Annotated in this window: 11 protein-coding genes and 2 pseudogenes; 5 read left to right on the top strand and 8 right to left on the bottom strand. The window is 62.3% G+C overall.

The features are described 5' to 3' along the window. The first annotated feature begins 25 nt into the window (after window positions 1-25). Window positions 26-388, top strand: a complete 363-nt coding sequence (gene queD, locus AC0L3C_RS19915; protein WP_473408812.1) for a 6-carboxytetrahydropterin synthase QueD — start codon at window positions 26-28, stop codon at window positions 386-388. Between the two features lie 1374 nt (window positions 389-1762). Here the strand turns inward: queD and AC0L3C_RS19910 are convergent. After that, window positions 1763-4867: an efflux RND transporter permease subunit gene (locus AC0L3C_RS19910; RefSeq protein WP_473408767.1), complete on the bottom strand. Its 3105-nt coding sequence runs from the start codon at window positions 4865-4867 to the stop codon at window positions 1763-1765. Between the two features lie 1476 nt (window positions 4868-6343). Between AC0L3C_RS19910 and AC0L3C_RS19905 the strand changes: the two are divergent. Beyond that, a pseudogene (locus AC0L3C_RS19905) lies at window positions 6344-6504 on the top strand (IS256 family transposase); the annotation flags it as partial. 752 nt (window positions 6505-7256) lie between these two features. Then, the gene (locus tag AC0L3C_RS19900; RefSeq protein ID WP_473408766.1) at window positions 7257-8960 is read left to right on the top strand and encodes a recombinase family protein; all 1704 of its coding nucleotides are present in this window, start codon (window positions 7257-7259) and stop codon (window positions 8958-8960) included. Here the strand turns inward: AC0L3C_RS19900 and AC0L3C_RS19895 are convergent. The 7 genes and pseudogenes from AC0L3C_RS19895 to AC0L3C_RS19865 form a co-directional block, all read right to left on the bottom strand. Beyond that, window positions 8942-9022 (bottom strand): annotated as a pseudogene (locus AC0L3C_RS19895) (acyl-CoA thioester hydrolase); the annotation flags it as partial. The gene AC0L3C_RS19900 and the pseudogene AC0L3C_RS19895 overlap by 19 nt on opposite strands. 69 nt (window positions 9023-9091) lie before the next feature. After that, the gene (locus AC0L3C_RS19890) at window positions 9092-10009 is read right to left on the bottom strand and encodes a metallophosphoesterase (RefSeq protein ID WP_473265318.1); all 918 of its coding nucleotides are present in this window, start codon (window positions 10007-10009) and stop codon (window positions 9092-9094) included. A 129-nt stretch (window positions 10010-10138) separates the two neighbouring features. Next, on the bottom strand, window positions 10139-11191 hold the full coding sequence (gene ruvB, locus AC0L3C_RS19885) for a Holliday junction branch migration DNA helicase RuvB (protein ID WP_354063120.1): 1053 nt from the start codon (window positions 11189-11191) through the stop codon (window positions 10139-10141). After that, window positions 11188-11718 (bottom strand): hypothetical protein, encoded by a 531-nt coding sequence (locus AC0L3C_RS19880; protein ID WP_473408765.1) that lies wholly within the window; start codon window positions 11716-11718, stop codon window positions 11188-11190. Before AC0L3C_RS19880 ends, ruvB begins: the two co-directional genes overlap by 4 nt. Beyond that, entirely contained in the window at window positions 11715-12332 is a 618-nt protein-coding gene (gene ruvA, locus AC0L3C_RS19875; protein WP_027515524.1) for a Holliday junction branch migration protein RuvA, read from the bottom strand. Before ruvA ends, AC0L3C_RS19880 begins: the two co-directional genes overlap by 4 nt. Beyond that, entirely contained in the window at window positions 12329-12856 is a 528-nt protein-coding gene (gene ruvC, locus AC0L3C_RS19870) for a crossover junction endodeoxyribonuclease RuvC (RefSeq protein WP_007599969.1), read from the bottom strand. Before ruvC ends, ruvA begins: the two co-directional genes overlap by 4 nt. A gap of 71 nt (window positions 12857-12927) precedes the next feature. Then, complete coding sequence (locus AC0L3C_RS19865) at window positions 12928-13674, bottom strand: YebC/PmpR family DNA-binding transcriptional regulator (RefSeq protein ID WP_473408764.1); 747 nt, start codon at window positions 13672-13674, stop codon at window positions 12928-12930. 204 nt (window positions 13675-13878) lie between these two features. Here AC0L3C_RS19865 and AC0L3C_RS19860 point away from each other — a divergent pair, with 204 nt between their 5' ends. Then, a complete protein-coding gene (locus tag AC0L3C_RS19860; RefSeq protein ID WP_473408763.1) occupies window positions 13879-15627 on the top strand; it encodes a methyl-accepting chemotaxis protein in 1749 nt (582 codons plus the stop codon). A 109-nt stretch (window positions 15628-15736) separates the two neighbouring features. After that, complete coding sequence (locus tag AC0L3C_RS19855; protein ID WP_473408762.1) at window positions 15737-17161, top strand: methyl-accepting chemotaxis protein; 1425 nt, start codon at window positions 15737-15739, stop codon at window positions 17159-17161. Window positions 17162-18034 lie beyond the last annotated feature (873 nt).

Below are 18034 nucleotides of genomic sequence, written 5' to 3'. Positions count from 1 at the left end.
CAGTCCCACAAACACTCGGCATCACATGAAGATATCCCAAGCATTTAAGTTCGAGGCAGCGCACCGACTTCCAAACGTCCCGCAGACACATCGCTGTCATCGGGTGCATGGTCATTCCTATCGCGTCGAGGTCGTGCTGAACGGGGCCATCGATCCGCACACCGGATTCGTAATGGATTTCTTCAACATGGAGGAAGCGTTTGGCCTTCTTATAAAGAAGCTCGATCACCATTGCCTGAATGACGTCCCGGGACTGGAAAATCCGACGGCGGAAAATATCGCCATCTGGATCTGGGAGCACGCGAAACCGCGCCTCGCCCAACTCTCGAGCGTGAGGGTGTACGAGACGACGGATAGTTGGGCGGAATATGACGGGCCCGATCGCTGAATTTAGCGCTGATTTGGGACTGTGTCGATGCAGCGCGCCTGTCGTTCTTCGGCTCAGAAGCGGACTTGCTCGATCTGCGATTCGGCTCTTCATCCGCCACGCCCGCGGCCAGATTTCCGCGCTCACAGAAGAGCCCTTGGATCCGACCGGAGCGCCCGGTTTGCTATGAGGACACCCATCACGTGACCGCATTCGAAAGGCTTCCGGCCAAACGATTCGGAATCCCGCGTTGTGCTAACCGCGGAACGATCTGAGGGATTCGTCCTCAGGAGCGAATTCGATGCTGATTGTACCGGCGAGACGACCCGCCATTCCGGACGCTGCGGCTGGGCGACTTGGTGCTGCAGCAGGTCGGCGCTAGCCGCCAATGCGAGGAGCACGGGTGGATGCAAGATCGCGCAAGCCCGCATGTGCGCGAGCGTGCCATAGACATCGCCGTCAATACCCCCCGTTCGACACTTCGACGGGCGAAGCCTCAATTGAAGCTGGCGAGGTGCCGGACTCGAGCGTCCGCGCTGACTGGTCACGGATGCATCCCTTGGCCGACTGGTTATTTCCACCCAACCAATAGCTGCGGACGTAAACCGGGCGAACAGCTGTCCACAGGAACCGATGCCTCGCCCCGCCGCATCCGATAGAGTGCAGTCAGGCCCGCACCGACCGCGGGTTCATCCCGGGAACCTCCGATACCCCAAACCTTAGCCGAAATGGCGGCCGCGCTCGAGTAATCGCCGGACTATCGCGTCTTGGCCGGCTCGTTTCGCGCCCAAAATTGGCGGGGATTGAATTTCTTGGCAACTATCTAAGCCTGCAGCACATCAGCGGTCTCTTTTCAGACAGCAATTGCAGCGCGGTCAGGAAGTGAATAATTCTCCACTAAGAACCAATTGAAAAATGGGTACACCACCCATTCGGGGAACATGGATTCTGTCCCTGTCCCGGGCGACGTCAATCTTGCGAGTTATGCTGCCGTGATGTCCGGCAAATCACGTGGCGGTGGCCTGCTCGGTCAGGTAACAACAGCATCCGCCTGTCGGAGCAGAAACGGATCCGCGACGCGCTCTTCGCCGAACACATGATTCCCCCCAAGCTTCGCACCACCGGCTTGAAGCTCCGGATGCGCAAGGGACCGTGAAACCCTCCCAGGCATCCGTCGCTCACCACATCTGCACAATGAAGCGGCCGTATTTGGTCGCGATGTAGTCCTTCACCTCGGGCAAGCAGTAGATCGAGACGAAGCGCAGCAGCCGCGGATCATCCTTCCTGTCCGCCGCCATGAACTGCAGGCACCCAGTGCGATCAAGTTACCGCGGTCGGCGAGCAGCGCCGCTACGCTAGCGGCGCGATCGAGCAAACCCGAGTTGATCGTTAGGATCATCGCTTGGCCAGGTGGGCATCGGATGCTCCGATGAAGGCGAGCTCGGCGGCGTTCTGGACGTGATCGGAACTCGCGTCGGCGCGGTGATCCGACGCGATCGCGACATAGAGCGCCGGCAGCACGAAAAGCGTGAACAGCGTGCCGATGGACATGCCCGCGACGACCACGAGCCCGATCGAGAAGCGGCTCGCGGCGCCAGCACCCGTTGCGGTCAACAAAGGTAAGAGGCCCGTGACCATCGCCGCGGTGGTCATCAAGATTGGGCGGAGGCGGACGCGCGCCGCCATCTCGATGGCCGAGCGGGAATCGAGTCTCTCCTTGAGCTGCAGCTGATTGGCGAACTGGACCATCAGAATACCGTGCTTGGATATCAGCCCAGCCAATGTCAACAGTCCGATTTGGGTGTAGATGTTCATCGTCGCCAAGCCAAAGAATAGCGGGATTAAGGCGCCGGCGATTGCCATGGGAACGCTGAACATGATGATGAGGGGATCGCGCAGACTTTCGAACTGCGCCGCAAGCACCAAGAAAATGACGATGAGTGCAAACGCAAAGGTGATGACTAGTTTGTTACCCTCCTGCACATATTGACGGGCGTCCCCGAGGAAGTCGTGACTGAACTCTGCGGGCAGTTTCATTGCCTCGACGTCGAGGAAGTCCACAGCCTGACCGATCGTGACGCCGGGCATCGGTACGGCTTGGAAGGTCGCGGAGTTGAGCTGGTTGTAGTGGGTGAGTGCGTTCGGATTGGTCGCAGTCTCGATGGAGACCACGGTCGATAGCGGCAGCATCGAGCCCGCCGCTGTCTTGACATAATAGCTCCCAAGTGATTCCGGCGTCAGGCGTTTCTCGCGCGGCACCTGCGGGATCACTTCGTAGGAGCGGCCCTGCAGGTTGAAGCGATTGACGTAGTTTCCGCCAAGGAGGGTCGCGAGCGCGCTACCGACGTTCTGCATGGTGATGCCAAGGTCGCTCGCCTTGGATCGATCGACCTTGATTCGCACCCCCGGCTGGTTGAACTCAAGGTCAGAGTCGCTGACCATGAACAGACCGCTCTTGCGCGCGGCATCCTTCAGCTCCGACATCTGCTCGTAGATGTACTGGAAACCGAGCGTCGACTTGATCACCATCTGCACTGGTAAGCCGCCCGAACCGCCCGGAAGCGGCGGCAAGCTAAAGGCAAATGCGTTGATGCCTTCCAGTTTGGACAGCTCGGCCTGGACCAGCGATTTCAGCGCGATCGATGAGCGCTTGCGCTCGGCCCACGGCTTAAGCAACATCCCGGCCATGCCGCCCTGCGGACCGCTGATGCCGTTGAGCACGAAGCGAAAATCCGTCTCGGGAAACTTCTGGAGTGCCTTGTCGAGCTTGGCGCCGTAATAATCCAGGTAATCAATATTGGCGTACTTCGGCGCTTTTGTCAGTGCGAATACGATGCCCTGATCCTCCTCGGGTGCGAGTTCCTTGGAAGTGTGCATATACAGAAAGGCGACGAGGCCCAGCATGGTCAGCGCAAACAGCCCGGTAATCGGGCGATAGTCGAGCGAGCGGTCGAGCTTGCGGCCGTACCAGCGCGTCATAGCGCTGAACACACGATTCACAAACTTTGCAAACCGCCCCTCTTCAGCGCTCTTCAGGAAGACCGCGCACATCATGGGCGACAGCGTCAACGCGATCACGCCCGACACGATCACCGAACCCGCCAGTGTAAACGCGAATTCGCGGAACAGCGCGCCGGTGAGGCCGCCGAGAAAGCCGATGGGCGCGTACACGGCGGCCAACGTAATCGTCATGGAGAGGACGGGGCCGACGATCTCGCCCGCGCCGTTCGTAGCGGCCTGCGCGGGCGACGCACCTTCTTCCATATGGCGATGAACGTTCTCCACCACGACAATTGCGTCATCAACCACAAGACCGATCGCAAGCACCATCGCAAGGAGGGTCAGCAGATTGAATGAGAACCCCAGCGCCAGCATCATACTGCAGACGCCAATAATGGACAGCGGAATGGTGACGACCGGAATGATGACAGACCGCAGGGAGGCCAGGAACAGGAAGATCACCAACACCACGATCGCGACCGCCTCAAGGAGCGTCTTCTCCACCTCGTCTACCGATGATTGGATGAACTTGGTGGAGTCGTAGGCCACTTCCATCTTCAGCGATGGCGGCAGGCTGCGCTTCATTTCTGGAAGCAGTGCCCGAACGCCTCGCGCTATGTTCAGTGGATTACCTTCTGGGCTCGCCTGCACGGCGACGAAGATCGCGTGTTCGCCGTTCATCGCGACGCTGGCGTTTGTGCTCTGCGCCGCAAGCTCGACTGTCGCGATGTCCTCCATGCGCACAAAGCCGCCGTCGTTGGCTTTGACGATCATGCGCTTGAAGTCATCAACACTCCGCAGATCAGTGTTGACCGTGACGTCGGAGAGAGTGAAATAGCCCTTAGTCTGGCCGGCCGCAGCCTGGAAGTTGTTGGCCGCGATTGCAGCCGAAACATCAGCTGGCGACACGCCGTGGCCCGCCATTCTCGCGGGATCGAGCCATAACCGCATCGCAAAACTCTGGCCGCCGAGGATGTCTGCCGCTGCGACGCCGTCTACAGTTGACATAATCGGTTGCACCACGCGCGAGAGATAGTCGGAGATCGCGCTGGCCGTCAGTTCTTCGCTGGAGAAGGCGATATACATGACAGCTGTGGTCTGACCGGCAGATTTGGTGACGACCGGATCGTTCGATTCCTTAGGGATTAAATATTTGACCGAGTTGACCTTGGAGAGCACTTCAGTGAGCGCCTCGTTGGGCTCGAAATTGAGCTTGATATAGACCTGGATCGTCGAGGCACCGAGCACCGAGGAGGACGTAATGTAATCAACGCCTTCGGCCGAAGCGAGCGCTTGCTCAAGGGGCGTGGTGATGAACCCCTGGATCATGTCGGCGGAGGCGCCGGGATAAGAGGTTGTAATATTGACGACCGTGTTGGTCAGCTTAGGATACTGCCGGATTGGCAAAACGGTGGCCGCACCAATGCCGGTCAGCAGGATCAGGAGACTGACGACGATAGACAATATCGGACGTTTGATGAAGAGCTCGGTAAATGCCATCGCGATGCTCGCATTCAAGAGACTGACGGAAATTCGCCAGTAAGCCAGGCTACAGCAACAGTCATCAACGCGGCGACTGTGGCTAGGGGCACCTTCTCAGGGTAGAGCCCCATGTTTCTCTTAAGCTAGCAACCGCCCCGGGGGGTCCGGCTCGAACCAGTAGAGCTGAGCCTCTGGGCAAAGCCGCAGACAATGTAAAGAGTCAGCTCCGTCGTAGCAGCCGATGTCCAAGATCACTGGGTCTTGCTTCTGGAGGAAGCACACAATGTGCTGATGGACCTCCAACGTGGAAGTGGGCTGACGTATTTCCATTTAAGCTCGTCCCACGCCTCAATAGCAGCAATGCCTTGCAGCACACTTATCAACTCAGCTTAGGATTTCGCGCCGCCCCACCCTTCGGACGGTCCAGCTTCGACGCTGAAACTACAGACAAGCCGACGGGCAGCTCAACTCTACAGAGGTAAGCGGGGGATATAGAACGGGTTGCATAACCTATACCAACGTTTGTCGACGAGCGACGCCCGCATGAGCCGCGCGAGACTTGTGATGTTGCTCGAGAGCACAGGCGTTTCCCTTCGGTCTTGTGCTTCACGATGAACCGGCCATCTCGGGTCCGCCCGCAAAGTAAGTGAACCCCAGGAAGGCGAAGGTCTCGGCCACCGCTCGCTGCGCGGCTGACGCGGGAGGGCCGCGAACCGCGCCAAACTCGATCAACCGGGTTTTGTCCGCATGGAGCTCCGGCCAGTCGCGCATTGAGGGCCAAGAGCATTTCCTGGGCATCTGCCTTGCTCTCGAAGCCGATGACGAAGTCGTGCGCAAAGCGCACGGTCACAACGCGACCGCGTGCATGGCGACCGCTCCAGTGGTCGACCCAGCGATCGAGGAGGTAATGCAGGAAGATGTTGGAAAGGAGCGGACTGATCCTGCCCTTTGCGGCGTGTGTCTTGCTTCTCGCCGCTCTCACGAACGCCAGCTCGCAGCCGCATCTCGATGAGCTGCAGGATACGAGGATCGGCAATCCTGTGTGCCACCATCCGCAGCAGCCACTCGTGGTCGACCGAATCGAAGACACTGGATATGTCATGATAGCCGGATCGAGGGCATCAAGCTCCATCTGAGGATCCCGCCCCGGCCGGAAGCCGTAGGAGAACCCGAGGAATTCGAGCTCATAGGCGGCGCTCAACACCTCGGCCACCGCGCTTTGGACGATCTTGTCCTCTAGCGGCCGGCACACCGAGAGGCCGCCTACCCCCGTCGGCTTGGGGATGTAGACGCGCCGCACCGGCTGTAGCCGGTAGGGACAGTGTGGACCCGTGCGCAGAGATCGCAGATTGGTCGTGAGCCCCTCTTCGTACTTTGCCTCCCTTATCCCATCGACCTCCGCGCCGGCCTGCGGGCTTTTGTCGTCGATACGCCCGAAGCAGAGCGTCTTTCTCGATGTGGTGCAGCAAGGCTGTGAACCGGTTTGGACATATGGTCGGCATGTTCCCCAACGAGGAGGCCATGGTTCGCCTCATTGGAGCGGTCCTGCTCGAACAGAACGACAATGGGCCGTCCAGCGCGCCCGTTACATGACGCTAGAAACCATCGCGCCTTTGAGCGATGATTCGAGCGTCAGCCTTCCGGCCGCCAGCTGACCGGCCCGGCCCTCTTGCCGGCGAACCGGTTGCCCGAGCGCCAGTTACAGCATGCTGAGGAACACGAGTATTTCTGCAGTGCTTTTCGCGCCCTACTGCGGAGCTCACGAAGACGCGATTGCTAGCTCTTGGAGCCTCGACGCAAGAGCGATCGAACAAGCGGAATAAGAAAAGACCCAATCATCGAAGGCTCCTTGGGCTCGGACCACCGCGTCTGGGCTGAACGTTACAGTTCGCCGGGGCTCTGCGGCAGCCACTACAATCTGTGGGGAACCGAGGACGGCTCCTACGCACCGGGCACCCGCACCCGCACCCGCACCCGCACCCGATAACAAACTTACGCCGCCGCCACGCGCAAGTATTTTTACTCCGCTTTGCTTAGCATTTCTGCTCTGGACTACGCGCCTCATCGCCAGGAATGCCCTCACGCACGCTGCGGCACTTGACGAATTTCATTATCATTCGACGCGGCCGAAGCCAGCATGAGGGACGCGTTGCGAGTAATCGCTGCGGCTTGGCCGTAGCGCAGCGCGGAAATTTACGCTAGCTTCCGCTCGCGAGTTTGCAAATGCCTACCCGCATCCGATCTTTCCGAAGACAACGAGCGACCATTCGACCGCTTGCCCCCTCCCATCCTCAGAGCTGGGATAATCCGGACAATGAGGAAATCTGGTTTGAGTTGGCGCGCGCCATCGGACGTCAGATCGCACGGGATGAAAATCATGGCTCGGGGCAGCCGATAGAGGACCGGCATGACGACACCGTCATCGAAGAAAACGGCCGTAATATACGCGCGCTATTCGAGCGACATGCAAAAGGCGAGCTCGATTGACGGTCAGCTGTTACTCTGCCGCAAGCTCGCATTGCGCAACAACCTCGATGTCGTCGGCGAGTTTGTGGATGCCGCAAAATCTGGTCTTACCGAAGGTGCGCGGGACGGCTATCAGCGCTTGCTTAACGGTGTGCGAAGCCGGCAGTTTGACGTAGTCGTCGTTGAGCATTTCGACCGCTTGTCGCGCGATCCCGCAACCATCCAGCGTCTCAAGCAGGTTTTCGAGTTCAACGGCGTTGAGTTGATGGATCAGAAAGGAGTCTACGCGACCGCCACTGACATTAGCATCGCAAGTCTGTACAACACGATTTACAAGCCGCAGCTCGCCGAAAAGGTTCGGCGCGGCCATGACAACGCTGTTGCGAACGGAAGAATTCCGGGCTCATACGCCTATGGTTATCGGCCGAGGCCGGGCGCGCCCGGCGAGCGCGTAATCGATGAGAACGAAGCAAAGATTGTGCTCCGCATCTTCAAAGAATATGCAGCGGGCCGCTCGACCCGAACTATCGCCGCTGACCTCACCCGCGAAGGCGTGCCCTCACCAGGGGCAACTCGTCACAAGAACAAGGCGGGTCGCACCACCTGGAACCATCAGTGCATCACAGGCGGTCGGCATGGTCGCGGCATTATCGGCAACGAACTCTACATCGGCGAGATACATTGGAACGTTCGCTCGACAATTCTTAACCCAGAGACGCAGAAGAAACAGAAGCGCCGCAATCCAGCAGAACGCCACATTATCGTCAAAAAGCCAGAGCTGCGGATCGTTCCGCAAGGGCTCTGGGATCTAGCGCAGAAGGTTCGTAGGGTGCGCGCGGTATCTATGTTCGGACCGACTGGCCAGCCGCGGCGTCGCGCCGTGAGTCCGCGCAACAATGAGCACCCGCTTGCCGGTGTGCTCCGGTGTGGCGTCTGCAATGGCCATATGCGAATCGCTCAATCCTCGCGTAACGGTGCGCCGCGCGCGGCATGCGCGAGCGCGCATCAGCGGGGCACCTGCGAGCACACCCGTAGCTTTGATATGGACGTTCTGCTCGAGGATGCCTCCGAAAAAATCCAGGTGAAATTGCTTTCGCCGAAAGCCATTGAAGAGGCGATGCGTACTTGGAAGGAGGAGCGCAAAAACGATCGGAACAATGGCAGCGAACACAATAAGCTAGAGCGTCGACGCCGCGTATTGACTACCGAGATCGAACGCCTCTCTTATGCCATAGCAAATAGCCGCCGCAAGCCGGACGAATTGCTCAAGCGGATCGATGAGTGCGACCTGGAGCGGGAAAGCGTTGAAGAGCGCTTGCGGCTGCTGGGCGGTGGCGGCGAAAATATAGTTGGCTTCGATCGCCCGAAATTCAGTGACCGATACTCCTCGGAGGTTAGAAGGCTTATCACCGCGCTCAAAACCAATCCGAAGGCGATCGAAACTCGCATTGCCTTCCGCAACTTGATTGAATGCATAGTAGTGCATCCGGTTCGCAAGCGGATGCCCTACGAATATACGCCCTACCTGAACAGCTCCGCGCTTTACGGAAGGAACCTTTTTCCCGAAAACCGCAGCAAGGAGCGAGAGATCAGCACGTTTGCATACTACGACAATGGCAAGTCAGGGAAGTCCGTGTCCTCGTAGTAGACGCGGACCTGCATGTGGTGGCGGCCGTCGCGGATCTCGCCGTCGAGATGAGCTGTCACGTCACGAGCCTCTTCGCATTTCGGTAGCCAGCCCGTTTTGCGCAAAAACGGCCGGCTGCGCAAGCGTGGCTAGACGACCACCGGCCCCCGACCCAGCGTGACCTCGACGATCTCAGGCGGCACACCGACGCGGAGTGGCATGATGCTGCAACCGAGGCCGCCGGAGATGATGACGTCGCATTTCAGCCGGACATGACCATAGGCGAGCCGGAGGCCGTGCTGCGGCGGAACCGCCGGCGACCAGCCGAGCAGGCGGACCTGGCCGCCATGGGTGTGGCCGGACAGTTGCAGCGCGACGCGGGCGGGCACGCGCGGCGCGATATTAGGCTCATGCGCGAGCAGGATGATCGGTGCGTCGTCGGTGACCTTGGCAAGCGTCGCGTCGAGATCGTCGGCGCCGAAGCGTCCCGTGCTCCGGAAGCGTCGCGCCGGCAGAAAGGCGAGTTGATCGCCGAGGCCGGCGAGCCAGAATGCGCGGCCGTCCTTGGTGAGCCGCACGACCTCGTTCTCGTAGACGGGAATGCCGGCCGTCTCCAGCGCGCGATGCGCGACCGTCGGTCCGTGGCCTGCCTGCTGCACGGCCCGATCCACCCAATAGTCATGATTGCCCATGACGGCGTGAACGCCGAGCGGCGCTTTCAGGCCGGCCAGCACCTTGGCCCATTCGTTCGCCGGAATGATGCGCGTGACCTGGTGCAGGCCGGCGACATAGTCGCCGAGCAGCACGATGATATCGGCGTTCAGCGCGTTGGTGCGATCGACGATGGCCTCGATCCGCTCCAGCGACATCCAGGGGTCGCAGGCATGGATGTCGGCGATTACGGCGATCTTCAGCGGGAAATCTGCCGGCCATTGCCACGGGATTGGATGATAGCGGGTGACGCCAAGCCGCAGCACCGGCTCGACGCCGACGCCGTAGGCCGCGGTCGAGACGGCGAGAGCGGACAGGCCGCCAAAGGAACGGATGAGGTGACGGCGCGTGATCATGGAAGCCCGATCGTGATGCAGCTTCTTGATGCGACGCTATTGGAGCAGAAATGGGGTGCGTTTGTGCAGACCGTCTGCACGAGATGACCGGAAATTCATGATAGAAGGAGCAGGCTGCACTTGCGCAGATCAGTCATCGCTCTCGTCGGTGCCGAACAGGCCGAACTGTGCCGCCGCATCGCGCGAGGGCTCGCTGATACCGAGATGGCGGAAGGCGTGCGAGGTGAGCAGGCGGCCGCGCGGGGTTCGCTGCAGATAGCCACACTGGATCAGATAGGGCTCGATGATGTCCTCGATCGCGTCGCGCGGCTCGGACAGTGCGGCGGCCATCGTCTCGACGCCGACCGGGCCGCCGCCATAGTTCTGCGCGATGGTGGTGAGGTAGCGGCGGTCCATCGCATCGAGGCCGGCGGCGTCGACCTCGAGTGCGCTCAGCGCGTGATCGGCAATCTTGCGATCGATCCTGTCGGCATCGGCAGCCGAGGCAAAATCGCGCACGCGGCGCAGCAGCCGGCCGGCGATACGCGGCGTCCCACGGGCGCGGCGCGCGATCTCGTTGGCGCCATCCGCGCTCATGCCGACGTTGAGCACGCGTGCGCCCCGGGTGACGATGCTCTCAAGCTCTTCGATCGTGTAGAAATTCAACCGGATCGGAATGCCGAAGCGGTCGCGCAAGGGATTGGTGAGCAGGCCGGCGCGGGTGGTGGCGCCGACAAGAGTGAATTTCGACAGCTCGATCTTGACCGAGCGCGCCGCCGGGCCTTCGCCGATGATGAGGTCGAGCTGGAAGTCCTCCATCGCGGGATAGAGCACCTCTTCCACCGCAGGGCTGAGGCGATGGATCTCATCGATGAAGAGCACGTCGCGCTCTTCGAGATTGGTGAGGAGTGCTGCGAGATCGCCGGCCTTGGCAATAACGGGACCTGACGTGGCGCGAAAGCCGACGCCGAGCTCCTTGGCCACGATCTGCGCCAGCGTGGTCTTGCCGAGGCCGGGGGGACCGACGAACAACACGTGATCCAGCGCCTCACCGCGCTTGCGCGCCGCCTCGATGAAGATCGAGAGGTTCTTGCGCGCTTGCTGCTGGCCGACGAAGTCGGACAGCGATTGCGGGCGCAGCGCAGTGTCGCCGACATCATCGCTGCGGCGCTCGGGCGTGACCATGCGGGGGGGAGTGCTCATGCGGGCAGGATAACACGGTGCAGCGGTTTCGCGAGCCACCAGCACAGGCTGGCCGGGATGACAGCAACGATGGCGAGCATGGCGGAAAGCTTCAGCGCCTCAGGCGCGGAACGGACACTCGGCAAGATCACCGCCGAGGTTTCGGCGGGCACAACGAACATGCCAAACCCGACGAAGCCGGCGGCGGCCACGGCCGCGGCGAGCCACGCCATCCAGATCATGTTGAGGTCGGCGTAGACCGCAGCCAGCGCGAAGATCAAGCCGGCGGCGACTGCGGGAAGGAACGAGGCGAGAATCGTGGCGATGGCCAGCAGCACGATCGCGACCGAAACTAGGGTGCGCAGCGCCTCCAGCTGGACGAGCTCAAGAAACATCTGCAGCACCGCGGCACCGAGCGTCGTCACCATCACCGAAACCAGCGCGGCGACCGTCAGCGGCCCCACAACGGCGAAGATCACGACGATACCGGCCACGCGCGAAAGGCGACAAAAAAGAACGGCGGCGGGATTGGCGCGGGCCGCACTCACTTCGACAGCTCCTTCAGGCCGAGCCGGATGAGCTGCGCGGTCTCGGCGCTCTCGCCCGCGCTGCGCGATGCCGATGCGATCGCGGCGGCAGCTTGCGGCTGGCCGTAGCCGAGATTGACCAGCGCAGAGATCGCGTCCGCCACGGGCCGAGGCGCGCGCTGATCGTCGACGGCACCGGCGAGATGCACCACGGCCGGATCGACATTGGCGAAGGCCGGCGCCTTGTCCTTCAGTTCAGTGACGATGCGCTCGGCGACCTTGGGGCCGACACCGGGCGTGCGCGCCACCGCGGCCTTATCGCGCAACGCGATGGCGTTGGCGAGGTCGGACGGCTGTAGCGTGCCGAGCACGGCAAGCGCGACCTTGGCGCCGACACCCTGCACGGTCTGGAGCAGGCGAAACCATTCGCGCTCCTGGTCGCTGCGGAAGCCGAACAGTTTGATCTGATCCTCGCGAACATAGGTCTCGATCGACAGCACGGCGGCCTCGCCCGGCGAGGGCAGATGCTGCAGCGTGCGCGTCGAACAATGCACCTGATAACCGACACCGCCGACATCGAGGATCACGAAATCCTCGCCGTAAGAATCGATCAGGCCCTTGAGCTTGCCGATCATAAGCCTGCCACCTTCAGCCGCAGCGCGGTGCTCTGGCGATGATGGGCATGGGTGATGGCAATGGCGAGCGCGTCGGCGGCGTCCGCGGACGGCGGATCGGCCTTCGGCAGCAAAATCTTGAGCATCATCGCGATCTGCTGCTTGTCGGCGTGGCCGGCGCCGACCACCGTCTTTTTCACCTGGTTCGGCGCGTATTCGGCAACAGAGATGCCGAACATTGCGGGCGCGAGCATGGCGACGCCGCGGGCCTGGCCGAGCTTCAGCGTCGCGACGCCGTCCTTGTTGACGAAAGTCTGCTCGACCGCGGCTTCCATCGGCTTGTGACCGGACAGGACAGCGGCGAGCCCCTCATGGATCGCGAGCAGCCGGCTCGCCAGCGGCAAATCGTCCGGCGGCTCCACCGAACCACAGGCGACGTAGATCAGGCGGTTGCCCTCGGCCTCGATCACGCCCCAGCCGGTGCGGCGCAGGCCAGGGTCGATGCCGATGATGCGAACGGGGCCACGAATCGGGAGCGTCGTCATGGCCCAGTGATAGCGGCTGGCCGCCGTGGGGGAAACAGAAACGGAACGGAAGTAACAGGGGAAGTGTCCCCTTACCCGCCCATCTTCGCCAGCAGCGCGTCCGACACCTCGAAATTGGCGTAGACGTGCTGGACGTCGTCGTGCTCGTTGAGCAGGTCCATCAGCTTCAACAGCTTCTCGCCGGTCTCGTCGTCGACCGCGACCGTGTTCTGCGGTTTCCAGATCAGCGCGGCCTTGCGCGGCTCGCCGAACTTGGCTTCCAGCGCCTTGGCGACGTCGCGATAGCCTTCGGTCGAGGCGTAGATCTCGTGGCCGCCTTCGCTCGAGATCACGTCATCGGCACCGGCCTCGATCGCCGCATCGAGCACCGCATCGTCGGAGGCGACGCTGCGGTCGTATTCGACGATGCCGGTGCGGTCGAACATGAAGGAGACCGAGCCGGTTTCACCGAGATTGCCGCCGGACTTGGTGAAGAAGGAGCGGATGTCGGAAGCCGCGCGGTTGCGATTGTCGGTCAGCGCCTCGACGATGACGGCAACGCCGCCGGGGCCGTAACCCTCGTAACGGATCTCGTCATAACTCTCGCCGTCATTGCCGAGCGCCTTCTTGACGGCGCGCTCGATATTGTCCTTCGGCATGTTCTCCTGGCGCGCCGCGGTGATGGCCGCACGCAGGCGCGGGTTCATGTTGGGGTCGGGCGTCCCCAGCTTGGCCGCGACGGTGATTTCCCGCGCCAGCTTGCCGAACAGTTTCGACTTCTGGGCATCCTGCCGCCCCTTGCGGTGCATGATGTTCTTGAATTGGGAATGTCCGGCCATGCGTGATCTTCTCTAGGGAACCGTGCGCCAAGGTGAGCGTGGGAAGCGCGGCCTTATAGGCCGCCACCCCACTGGAAAGAAAGAGGCTCTACGACTTTAAGGTAACACCGTATGGGCCCGTGCCTAGATGTCAGGCATCGTTAACCCTGATTTCATTCCAGCCTGCGAAAATTGCCTCGACCGTCCCCCGACAAGAGAGACCTGATGGCGTTCGGACTATTTCGGAAGCGTCTGCCGGACATAGCTGCAACTGCGGCTGCCCCGCAGGCTGCGCAGCCGGCGGCCCATTCCGAGCCCGCCGCGGCCGTCGAAGGTGATTCGGCCAAGGAAATCCTGGAACTGCTGGAACTCGAGCTGGGCGCCATGATTCGCCAGCTCGAGCGCGCCGCCAATTCGGTGGCCGGCGGCGCCGAGGCGACCGCCACGACGCTTGCCGCCATCCGCGACCGCACCGACGCACTGACCGGCCGGACCAATGCCGCGCAATCGAATGCCTCCACCTTCGCCCATGCCGCCGACAAATTCACCCAGTCCGCGCTGGGCATCGGGGCGCAGGTCCGCGAGGCCGGCAAGCTCGCCGACGGGGCCAGCGCCGCGGCGCAGGAAGCCCGCGCCAATGTCGATCGCTTGCGCGAATCCTCGGCCGCCATCGGCAACGTCGTCAATCTGATCGCGCAGATCGCGCGGCAGACGACGCTGCTCGCGCTCAACTCGACCATCGAGGCCGCGCGTGCGGGCGCGGCGGGAAGAGGCTTTGCGGTCGTCGCCACCGAGGTCAAGGCACTCGCGGTGCAGACCCAGGGTGCGACAGAGGAGATCACCAGGAAGATCGACGCGCTGCAGCGCGATGCCGCCGGCTCCGCGGATGCGGTGCACCGCATCTCGCAGGCGATCGAGGCCATCCGCCCGGTATTCGAGACCGTCAACGGCGCGGTCGCCGAACAGAACGCCACCACCAGCGAAGTCTCCGGCAACGCAACCAGCGCGTCGGAGTTCATCATCTCGGTCGGCGAGAGCGCAGCCGAGATCGATGCCGCGACCAAGGCGGCCGAGAGCCACGGCGAGAACGTCGCCAGCGCAGGCAAGGCCGTGACCGCCTTCGCCCAGAAACTGAAAGCGCGTTGCGCCGTGCTGCTGCGCCAGAGCGAGCACGACGACCGCCGCAAGACCGAGCGGCTGCCCTGCCATCTGAAGCTAGAAACCGCCCGCGGGGTGCTGCCGGTCTACGAGATATCGATGGACGGCGTGCTGATCGGCGGCGGGGAGGCGGGCCGCCTTGCATCGCAAGCCATGATCGAAGGCAGCCTCGAAGGCGTCGGCGCCTGCCGCCTGCGCGTGGTCGAGCAATCCAAGGCCGGCGCCCGCGCGCAATTCGTCAATCCCGATGCCGCGCTCAACGAGAAGATCGAGGACCGGCTCTGGTCGATCCACGAAGAAAACACCGAGTTCGTCACCCGCGCCATGGAGGCGGGTAACGCGCTGACCGCGATCTTCGAGCAGGCGGTTGCCCGCTGCGAGGTGAAGATCGAGGACCTCTTCGACACCGACTACGCCGAAATCGCCGGAACCAATCCGCAGCAGTACCGCACCCGATATCTGGACTGGGCCGACCGCGCTCTGCCGGCATTCCAGGAAGCCTTTTTGGTAAAGGACCCGCGCTTGGCGTTCTGCGCCATGGTCGATCGCAACGGCTTCCTGCCGGTGCACAACAGGATCTACTCGCATCCGCAGCGGCCGGGCGATGCTGCCTGGAACACGGCCAACAGCCGTAACCGGCGGATGTTCAACGATCCGGCGGGGTTGGCCGCGGCGCGCAACCTGCGCTCGTATCTGGTGCAGAGCTATGCGCGCGACATGGGCAACGGCAATACCGTGATGATGCGCGAGATCGACGTTCCAATTCGCGTGCAGGGCCGGCACTGGGGCGGATTCCGGACGGCCTACAAGCTCTAGTGCGCGCTCAGGCAAGACGCCAAGGCGCGAATCACCTCTTAAGACCGGAATTGGAATGGGAATGCCGCGGAGAGCCGGCGAACGGCTCTGACTGGAGGACTCTCAAGACATGTCCGTCGTACAATTTGCAGTACTGGACACCGGCTCCAACCGAACGCTTGCCGAACGGCTGATCGATCAGCTCGCCGACCGCATCGGCGGCCTCGGCGTGGAACTCGCTGACATCGCCGGCAACGTCCAGGAAGTCGCAAGCCGAGTCGCGAACCAGTCGGAGCGGTTCCACCACCTGCAGGAAACCGCCGAGACGATGGTCTCCGCCAATCACGACATTGCCAATGCGTCGCAGGCGGTGCAAACGACCACGTCGGCGGCGGTCGGCGAGATCGCGCAGTCGCGCGGCGCAGTCGATGCCGCCGTCAGCCATATCTCCGAGCTTGTCGCGGCGGTGGAGCGGATCGAAGCGCGCTTGAGCGCCGTCGGTTCGGCGCTGGCACAGGTGGCAAAGGTGTCCGGGTCGATCGAGGCGATCGCGAAGCAGACCAACCTGCTCGCGCTCAACGCCACCATCGAGGCGGCACGCGCCGGCAACGCCGGCCGCGGCTTCGCGGTGGTCGCAAGCGAGGTCAAGAACCTCGCGGAAGCCACCCGCCAGGCCACACACCAGATCTCCGACACCATGCGCGATCTCGACGGCCAGATCGAAGGCCTGATCGGCGAGAGCAGCGATGCCTCGCAGCGCGCAAAGACCGCCGGCGAAGGCGCCCAGCGGATCTCCGGCATCATCTCGCGGGTCCAGCAGGGCTTCGCCTCCGTGGAGGCGGAGATCGGCAGCGTCACGCGCGCGGCGACCTCCAATCTCGGACACTGCGACACCGTCATCAGCGAGCTCAACGAGCTCGCCAAGGGCGTCGACCTCTCCTCGCGCGATCTCAAGAACGCCGATCAGCGCGTGACCAAGCTGCTCGACACGTCCGAAGGCCTGATCGCACTGATCGCCGACAGCGGCGTCGAGACATCGGATGCGCCGCTGATCCGCGTAGTCGTCGAGACCGCCAAGCGGATCTCGGACGAATTCGAAGCCGCCATTGGCCGCGGCGAGATCACGCTCGACCAGTTCTTGGACGAGAACTACCGGGAAATCCCCGGCACCGATCCCAAGCAGTACAACACTGACTACGTCGAATTCACCGACCGCGTGCTGCCCGCGATCCAGGATCCGATTCAGAAGTCCGATCCCCGCATCGTGTTCTGCGTCGCCTGGGCCAAGGGCGGCTATCTGCCGACCCACAACCCGAACTACCGCCTGCCGCAGGGCAAGGACCCGGTCTGGAATAACGCCAATTGCCGCAACCGCCGCCTGTTCACCGACCGCGCGGTGCAGAAGGTCGCGGCCAACACCAAGCCGTTCCTGCTGCAGACCTATCGCCGCGACATGGGCGGCGGTCAGTTCGTGCTGATGAAGGACCTGTCCTCACCGATCATGATCCGCGGCAAGCACTGGGGCGCCTTCCGGATGGGCTTTCGGCAGAGCTGAGGACCGCTCCAGCGGCCCTTGGAGTCGAAAACCTGAAAAACAACCCCATGCACAGTAGCCAGGGCGAGCAGAATCAATGGCTTAAGTGCCGGACGAATCCGTGGCTTAGGCGGCTCGTAAAGCGGTTGCGCCGTCGGGCAAAACAGGTGCATACTGCTATTATTCCGAAATCTTCAACCCCTCCTCTTCCCTTCTCCCCTTCCGAGAGAAGCCGATTTCGATAGGCCGCACGCTGTACGGCCTTCCGGGCCTACGCTGAGGTGGCCCGGTAGCTGTGCGTGCCAAATCAACGGACTACTTCTTTTGCTCTGTGGTCGTCGCAGTGGCCGGGGTGCCGTCGCGAGCGTCCCGTCGCTCGTCGCGTCCTGTACGCCGTGCTTGCCGCCGCTCCGTGCGGCCGGCGCGGCGCTCCTGGCGGCGCTCTGTTCGCCCGCTACGTCGCTCCTGGCGGCGTTCTGTGCCCGACTTGGGCGCGTCGGCTGGCGGCGTCGCAGGCGCGGCGGCTGGCGCAGTGGTTTGGGCCACCGCCTCTGAAGCTGCAAAAATTGAGGAGGAGGCCACAAACCCAAACACCGCTGCGCATCCAAGGAAAGTGAGTGCGTTGCGACGACAGACCTGTTTCGGCTCCGAACGTTCATTCATGTTCAGGCTCCCGGTTGCTGCCCCCTCAGAGCATGTCACCAGCGCCGGTCCCCGACTTATTGATCTGGATCAACTTCGCCGGGCGCTTCAAGCCACGTTGGGATTTCGGTCGATGGGATCGACACTCTCGGAAAGTGAGGGATGATAGTCCCTGCAGTGACGATCAGTCCGTCGTTGAATTTGGTTCGCGCAAAATCCTTAGCTGCTGCTTCGCTTTCAAACGTGTTCGTT

It is taken from the genome of Bradyrhizobium sp. WSM4872, from assembly GCF_055811715.1.
The sequence above is the reverse complement of the archived record's forward strand: the minus strand, read 5'-3'. Positions and strand labels throughout refer to the sequence as shown.